This is a genomic window from Nitrospirota bacterium, assembly GCA_040757595.1.
In the GTDB taxonomy this organism is placed as follows: Bacteria; Nitrospirota; Nitrospiria; order Nitrospirales; family Nitrospiraceae; genus JBFLWP01.
Map to the genome: position 1 here is coordinate 116,714 of JBFLWP010000011.1, position 6,753 is coordinate 123,466.

General features: G+C 67.5%; 6 protein-coding genes and 1 pseudogene. 3 read left to right on the plus strand and 4 right to left on the minus strand.

What is annotated here, in order from left to right; genetic code table 11:
* Nucleotides 1–83: 83 nt before the first annotated feature.
* The 4 genes from AB1411_11535 to AB1411_11550 form a co-directional block, all read right to left on the minus strand.
* Nucleotides 84–1,277, minus strand: coding sequence for a pyridoxal phosphate-dependent aminotransferase (locus AB1411_11535; GenBank protein ID MEW6544231.1), 1,194 nt, complete (start codon nt 1,275–1,277; stop codon nt 84–86).
* Nucleotides 1,274–1,762, minus strand: coding sequence for a pantetheine-phosphate adenylyltransferase (coaD, locus tag AB1411_11540; GenBank protein MEW6544232.1), 489 nt, complete (start codon nt 1,760–1,762; stop codon nt 1,274–1,276). Before coaD ends, AB1411_11535 begins: the two co-directional genes overlap by 4 nt.
* Entirely contained in the window at nt 1,759–2,334 is a 576-nt protein-coding gene (gene rsmD / locus AB1411_11545; GenBank protein ID MEW6544233.1) for a 16S rRNA (guanine(966)-N(2))-methyltransferase RsmD, read from the minus strand. Before rsmD ends, coaD begins: the two co-directional genes overlap by 4 nt.
* A gap of 254 nt (nt 2,335–2,588) precedes the next feature.
* Nucleotides 2,589–2,762, minus strand: a complete 174-nt coding sequence (locus tag AB1411_11550) for a hypothetical protein (GenBank protein MEW6544234.1) — start codon at nt 2,760–2,762, stop codon at nt 2,589–2,591.
* Between the two features lie 199 nt (nt 2,763–2,961).
* On the opposite strand from AB1411_11550, the pseudogene radC reads away from it, so the two are divergent.
* From radC to fusA, 3 genes and pseudogenes are all read left to right on the plus strand, one after another.
* Nucleotides 2,962–3,657, plus strand: a pseudogene (gene radC, locus AB1411_11555) (DNA repair protein RadC).
* Between the two features lie 296 nt (nt 3,658–3,953).
* Complete coding sequence (locus AB1411_11560) at nt 3,954–4,646, plus strand: YqgE/AlgH family protein (GenBank protein ID MEW6544235.1); 693 nt, start codon at nt 3,954–3,956, stop codon at nt 4,644–4,646.
* Nucleotides 4,647–4,660: 14 nt separating this feature from the next.
* Nucleotides 4,661–6,753, plus strand: a 2,093-nt coding sequence (gene fusA / locus AB1411_11565; GenBank protein MEW6544236.1) for an elongation factor G, incomplete at its 3' end; no start/stop codon positions are given.

Below are 6,753 nucleotides of genomic sequence, written 5' to 3' on the forward strand. Positions count from 1 at the left end.
GGTCGTTTTTTGACATAACACCGCGGACGGCAAAGTCAAGCCGACGGACGGCACGTCCCGGTCCCACGGCCGGCGGAACCGGTTCAGGCCAATTTCCGGATCGCCGCGTCCATCCGGTCCAGCCCCCGGACGATCGCGTCCATGCTGGTGGCGTAGGAGAGGCGGATGTGGAAAGCGCTCCCGAACGGCTCTCCCGGAACCACCGCGATCTGGGCTTCCTGGAGCAGGTAGGCGGCCAGGTCGGCCGGCGAGGCGATCGTGCCGCCCCCGTGGCGCCGGCTCAGGAGTCCCGAGACGTTCGGGAAGGCGTAGAACGCGCCGGTCGGCATCCGGCAGCTCACCCCCGGAATCTTGTTCAACCGCTCCACCATCGCGCGCCGCCGCCGGTCGAACTCGGCGACCATCCGCTGCGTGAAGGCGCCCCCGCCCCGGAGCGCCGCCACGGCGGCCTTCTGCGAGATGGAGGCCGGGTTGGAGGTGCTCTGGCTCTGGATGTCGGCCATGGCGGTGATCAGGGGTTTGGGGCCGGCTGCGTAGCCGATGCGCCAGCCGGTCATTGCGTAGGCCTTGGAGACTCCGTTGACCACCACGGTGCGCGCGGCGACCTCCGGGCCCAGGCTGGCCATGCTGACGTGCGTCGCCCCGTCGTAGAGGATCTTCTCGTAGATCTCGTCGGAGATGATGACGAGGTTGTGCCGCACCGCGACCTCGGCGATCGCTTCCAGCGTGGCCCGGTCGTAGGTCGCCCCGGTGGGGTTGCCGGGGCTGTTGACGACGACGGCCTTGGTCCGCGGAGACAGGCACGCCTCCAGCATCGGCCGGCGGACGGCGAACCCGTCCGCTTCGCTGGTCTCCAGCAGGACCGGGGTGGCGTCGTTCAGCAGCACCTGGTCCCGGTACGACACCCAGAACGGGGAGGGGATGACCACCTCGTCGCCGGCTTCGAGCAGGGCCTGGGCCAGGTTGTAGAGCGTGTGCTTGGCCCCGCAGGAGACGAGGATCTGGGACTTCTCGTAGGTGAGGCCGTGATCGGCTTTGAGCTTGTCGAGGATCGCGCTCTTCAGCTCGTCGATGCCGGAGGAGGCCGTGTACTTGGTGAAGCCGGCTCTGATCGCCGCTTCCGCCGCCGCCTTGATCGGCTCGGGGGTGTCGAAATCCGGCTCCCCGGAGGCAAAGTCGATGACGTCGATGCCCTGGGCCGCCATGGCCTTGGCCGTGGCCGTGATGCTCAGCGTAGGGGAGGGCACGATGCGGCCCGCGCGCGCAGCCAGCTTCATCGGGGGGCCCTCCGGAGACGGTCCCGCAGCCGCCCGGCCACTTCCGGGTGGACGAAGTCGTGCAGCGCCCCGCCCAGGCCGGCCACTTCCTTCACGATGCTGGAGGTCAGGTACGAATATTCCTCGCTCGGCATGAAGAACACCGTTTCGAACCGGTTGTCGAGTTTGCGGTTGATCAGCGCCATCTGGAACTCGTATTCGAAGTCAGAAATCGCGCGCAGTCCCCGGATCACCGCCTGCGCGCCGTGGTGCCGGACGTAGTCCACCAGCAAGCCGTCGAACGCCTCCACGGTCACGTGGGGGAACTCCTTCGTCACGAGCTTGACCATCTCCACCCGCTCGGCAACGTCGAAGAGCGGCCGCTTGCTCGGATTCGGCGCCACCGCCACGATGATCCGGTCAAACACCCGGAGGCTCCGGGCGATGATGTCGGTGTGGCCGTGGGTGATGGGATCGAACGTGCCGGGGTAGACCCCTGTCTTCATGGGGCGGGAGCTTCCTCTGTCTGCAGTCTGAACACTGACAGCGTGGTGTCTCCGTAGCGATATTGGCGCGTCCTGCTGAGGCGGCCGATCTGCGGCGGGATCGTCACCCTGCTGGAATGTTCCAACACGATCGTGGTGTCGGAGGAAATGATAGCACTCGCGCTCAGGGATGGCAACAGCTCGGTCGCGGAGCGCGCGTCGCCGTACGGAGGATCGGCAAAGACGAAATCGTAGGGCGGGACGCCCATCCGGGCCTGTTTGAAGAACTGGCCCGCGCTGCAGGCCCGGACGTCGGCCGCCGCGCCCAGGCCGCACCGTGCGAGATTGGCGCGGAGGATGCGCAGCGACGATTGGTGTCGCTCGACGAAGGTGGCCAGCCGCGCCCCCCGGCTCAAGGCTTCGATGCCGATCGCGCCGGTGCCCGCGTACAGGTCCAGGAAACGCGCGCCGACGACGGTCGGGCCGAGGATGGCGAACAGGGCTTCCTTGACCCGGTCCGAGGTGGGCCGCAGTTGCGTCTTGCCCGGTCCGAGGAGCCGGCGCCCCTTGTGGGAGCCGGCGATGACGCGCATGCCGTCGTCCTTTCGCTCGAGCTCGGCGGCAGGCTATCACGAGGTTTTTCCGAGCGTCAAGGCGCGCGAGGAGTGCGCGGGCCGGATCGGAGGGACCGAAGTCGAGGAGCCGGGACGGCCGGCTGGTCCGCCGCTTTGACTGAGTGGGGCAGAGGCGCGCTATAATGCCCGGGCCGACGGGCAGACCCGGCCTGCGCTACGTCGTGCGGACGGATGGGAGGGGCGGGAGTCCGCGAGAGGGGCGGGAGGTCGAGCTAGCGCGTGGTCACCGGCTGCATGGTCGGGGCCAGGAGGCTCTTCCGGCGGTTCATGGAAATGGTCCGGTCAATGATCGAACCGCAGTTCAGGCACTTCCAGGCGTAGAAGATGAGGAAGAAGTCGGAGAACCGCTCCAACATCATCAACCCCTTACACTTGGGACATTCCATAAGGAAACCTCCTTTGGTGTCGCCAGCTTAGACAGGTGGAACCGTAGAGCAATTCTTGGACCATTTGAGCCATTGCTTGTGTTTTAATTTTAAATATCAATCAGTTACGATGTTTTCCGGGGATTGGGATTTTCCCTGATGTCAAGGGATTGACTCCAAAAATCGTCACTTTGCTGAGTGATTCGCGTCACAGGAGGGGATGGTGCCTGCCGCAGACCGGGGAGGTGGAATCAGCCGATGGCCTGAGGCGGAACGTCCGCGCGAGCGGCTCATCCGGGAAGGGCCGGAGGCCCTCTCCGACGCCCAGCTCCTCGCGATCCTGCTGCGCGTCGGCCGTCCGGATTCGTCGGCCGTGCAGGTGGCGATGGAGCTGTTGGACCGGCTGCAAGGGCTCCAGGGATTTGCGAACCGCGGGGTGGACGAGCTCTGCCGCGTCCCCGGCATCGGGCCGGCCAAGGCCGCGCAACTGAAAGCCGGGATCGAGCTGGGCCGGCGGGTCCTGGCCGCACCGCTGGCCACCCGGGCCTGCATCGGGTCGAGCCGGGACCTCTTCCGCCACTACTATCCGCTGCTGCGGGACCTCCGCCACGAAGTCTTCAAGATCGTCCTGCTGGATGCCAAGCACCGGATCCTGCGGGACGCCACCGTGTCCCGCGGCAGCCTCACGCTCAGCATCGTCCACCCCCGGGAAGTCTTCAACCTCGCCGTGCGCGAATCTGCGGCGGCGGTGATCCTTCTGCACAACCATCCCAGCGGCGATCCCCAGCCCAGCGCGGAGGACCGGGCCCTGACCGCGCGGCTCATCGCGGCCGGCGACGTACTGGGGATTCCGGTGCTGGACCATTTGGTGATCGGGGACGGCCGGTACGTCAGCTTCGCCGACGAGGGCTGGCTGGAGCGCGGCGGCGACGGGAGCGCGCTGCCGGAAACCGGGGGCGGACGCAGGCGCGGCGCGGGCCGCCGCGGCCGCCGGTCGGACTCAGAGCCGGGACGGGCGTGAAACCGTTTGCTCGACCCGGACGGTTTTGTTATATACACCCAACCAGCAGCCAGCACCGAGCCCCGTGCCTGTCCGCCGCTCCGACTGAGCCTCGGACAGGGGAGGGGAGGAACCAGGGGAGAGCGGGTATGGCCAGCCGACAGCCTCGCCCCGGCCATGTAAGCTCTGGACGTTCCGCCGGCCCGTGGCCTGTGGCCCTGTGCTGGGTCCTCCTTGCCTGCTGCTGGCTAGGCTCAGCCGGAAGCGCCTCCGCCGCCTCGCCCGCACCGCTCGGCAAGGGCGTCTTTCTGGTCGCCAGCCCCGCCCTGCAGGATCCGAACTTTCTCCAGTCCGTCATCCTGATCTGCGAGCATGGTCCTGAAGGGACCCTGGGCGTCGTCCTCAACCGTCCCACCGGCCTGCTCCTGTCGGAAGCGTTGCCGCAGATCTCCGTGCTCAAGGGAACCTCCTACGTCCTGTTTGCCGGCGGGCCGGTGCAACCGGGCGGGATCCTGATGCTGTTCCGGGTGACCAAGGCGCCGCAGGACTCGCGCTCGGTGATGGAGGGAATCTATCTCGGGGGCGACCTGGAGACGCTGACGCAGGTGATCACGAAGCCGGAGCCGACGGAGACCTTCCGGGCCTTCGCCGGCTACGCCGGCTGGGCGCCCGGACAGTTGGAAGCGGAGCTGACCGGGGGCTCCTGGGCCGTCGTGCCGGCCGACTCCTTCAGCATTTTCGACAAGGACCCGGCCAACCTCTGGGCGGACTTGGTCGAAGCGCTCAAGACGCCGGGGCCGGTGCGTGCTCCCGTCATTCCTGCTCCCTCACGGGCACAGGGCATCACAGGGCCTCATCATTCACGTCTTCGTCCAGCCGGGGAGTTCGTCGTCATCCGGAATTGATTGAAGGGGGTCTCATGAAGCCATCCAACGTCAAGGCGATCCGAAACGTTGCCGTCGTGTCGTACACGGGGGCGGGCAAGACCTCGCTCGTGGAGGCGCTGCTGTACACGGCAGGGGTGATCCCCGCGATGGGTTCCGTGGCGGCGGGGAACACGGTCTGCGACTTCGAGCCGGAGGAGGCGCACCGCAAGGTGTCGGTCAGCTCGGCGGTCGCACACTTCGAGTGGAAGGGCACCACGTTCAACCTGATTGACACGCCGGGCGCCCTGAGCTTCCTCGGGGAGGCCAAGTCCGTCCTGCGCGCGGCGGACGGGGTGCTCATCGTCGTCGGGGCCTCCTCCGGGGTACGCACCGAGCTGGAGCGGATCTGGGCGACGATCAAGGAGCTGGAGCTGCCCTGTCTGCTGTTCGTGAACGAGCTGGACAAGGAGCGGACCTCGCTGGGCCCCGTGCTGGAGGAGTGCGAAAAGGCGCTCGAGTTCCGGGGCCTGCCGGCGGCCCTGCCGATCGGGGCGGAGGCCAGCCTGGAGGGCGTGGTGGACCTGGTCGGGAACGCGGCCTACCGCTCCGGCAAGGACAGTCCGAAAGTGCAGCAGGGGCCGGTCCCCGCCGACCTGACCGGCCTAGCGGCGGAGGCCAGGAAAAAGCTGGTGGAGGGGGTAGCGGAGACGGACGACCGGCTGGTGGAGAAGTACCTGGCCGAGGGGGACCTGACCACCGAGGAGATCGTCCTCGGGCTGCGCACCGGGACCTTGGCGCGCAGCTTCGTGCCGGTGCTCTGCGGGTCCGCGGTGCGGAACGTGGGCGCCTCGGTGCTCCTGGACGCGCTGGCGGCCTACCTGCCGTCCCCGGAGGAGCGGGCCGCGCAGCGGCCGATCACCGGCACGCACCCGACGACTGGCGAGCCGGTCACCCGCCAGCCCAATCCCGCGGAGCCGCTCTCCGCGTTCGTGTTCAAGACCATCATCGATCCCTTCGTCGGGCGGCTCAGCTACGTGCGGGTCTGCTCCGGCACGCTGGCGGCGGACTCCTCCCTGTACAACCCGAACCGGACGGTCAAGGAAAAGGGCGGGCACCTCTTTCTGATCCTGGGCAAGAAGTACATCCAGGTGCCCGCGCTCGGCGCCGGGGAGGTGGGGGCCATCGGGAAGCTCAAGGACACGCAGACGGGGGACACGCTCTGCGACGAGCACCATCCCGTCGTCTACCCCGGCCTGCAGCTCGCGAAGCCGGTCATGTCCTTCGCCCTGGAGCCCAAGTCCAAAACCGACATCGAGAAGGTCAGCCTCGGGCTGCACAAGCTCGTGGAGGAGGATCCGACCCTGGAGTTCGTCCGCAACAACGAGACCAAGGAGATGATCCTGAGCGGGATGGGGCAGTTGCACGTGGACGTCACGTTCGAGAAGCTCCGGCGCAAGTACGGGGTGGAGGTGAACGTCCACACGCCCAAGGTGCCGTACAAGGAGACCATCCGCAAGACGGCCCAGGCGCAGGGCAAGTACAAGAAGCAGACGGGCGGCCACGGCCAGTACGGGGACTGCTGGCTCCAACTGGACCCCCTGCCGCGCGGGCAGGGCTTCCAGTTCGAGAACAAGATCGTGGGCGGGGCCATCCCGCGCAACTTCATCCCCGCCGTCGAGAAGGGCGTCGTGGAGGCCATGCACGAGGGGATCCTGGCCGGCTGCCCGGTCGTGGACCTGCGGGTGACCGTCTACGACGGCTCCTACCACACGGTGGACTCCTCGGAAATGTCCTTCAAGATCGCCGCCTCGATGGGCTTCAAGAAGGCGATGGAGTCGGCGAGCCCGGTGCTGTTGGAGCCGATCATGACCGTGGAAGTCTCGACACCGGACGACGCGGTCGGCGCGGTGATCGGGGACCTGAACGCCAAGCGCGGGCGCATCCTGGGCGTCACGGCCAAGGGCAGCTCGCAGACCATCAAGGCCCACGTGCCGTTGGTGGAGTTGCTCAAGTACACGCCGGTCCTGAACTCGATCACGGGCGGGCGGGGGAGCTATGCGATGGAGTTCCACGCCTACGAGGAGGTCCCCCGCGACCAGGCGGCCCGCATCATCGAGGAGCACAAATCCGCCAAACAGACCGTAAA

Bases quoted from the DNA above. Each gene is read 5' to 3' on its own strand.
- AB1411_11550 (MEW6544234.1), bottom strand. From the start codon at position 2,762: ATGGAATGTCCCAAGTGTAAGGGGTTGATGATGTTGGAGCGGTTCTCC.
- AB1411_11535 (MEW6544231.1), bottom strand. From the start codon at position 1,277: ATGAAGCTGGCTGCGCGCGCGGGCCGCATCGTGCCCTCCCCTACGCTG.
- coaD (MEW6544232.1), bottom strand. From the start codon at position 1,762: ATGAAGACAGGGGTCTACCCCGGCACGTTCGATCCCATCACCCACGGC.
- rsmD (MEW6544233.1), bottom strand. From the start codon at position 2,334: ATGCGCGTCATCGCCGGCTCCCACAAGGGGCGCCGGCTCCTCGGACCG.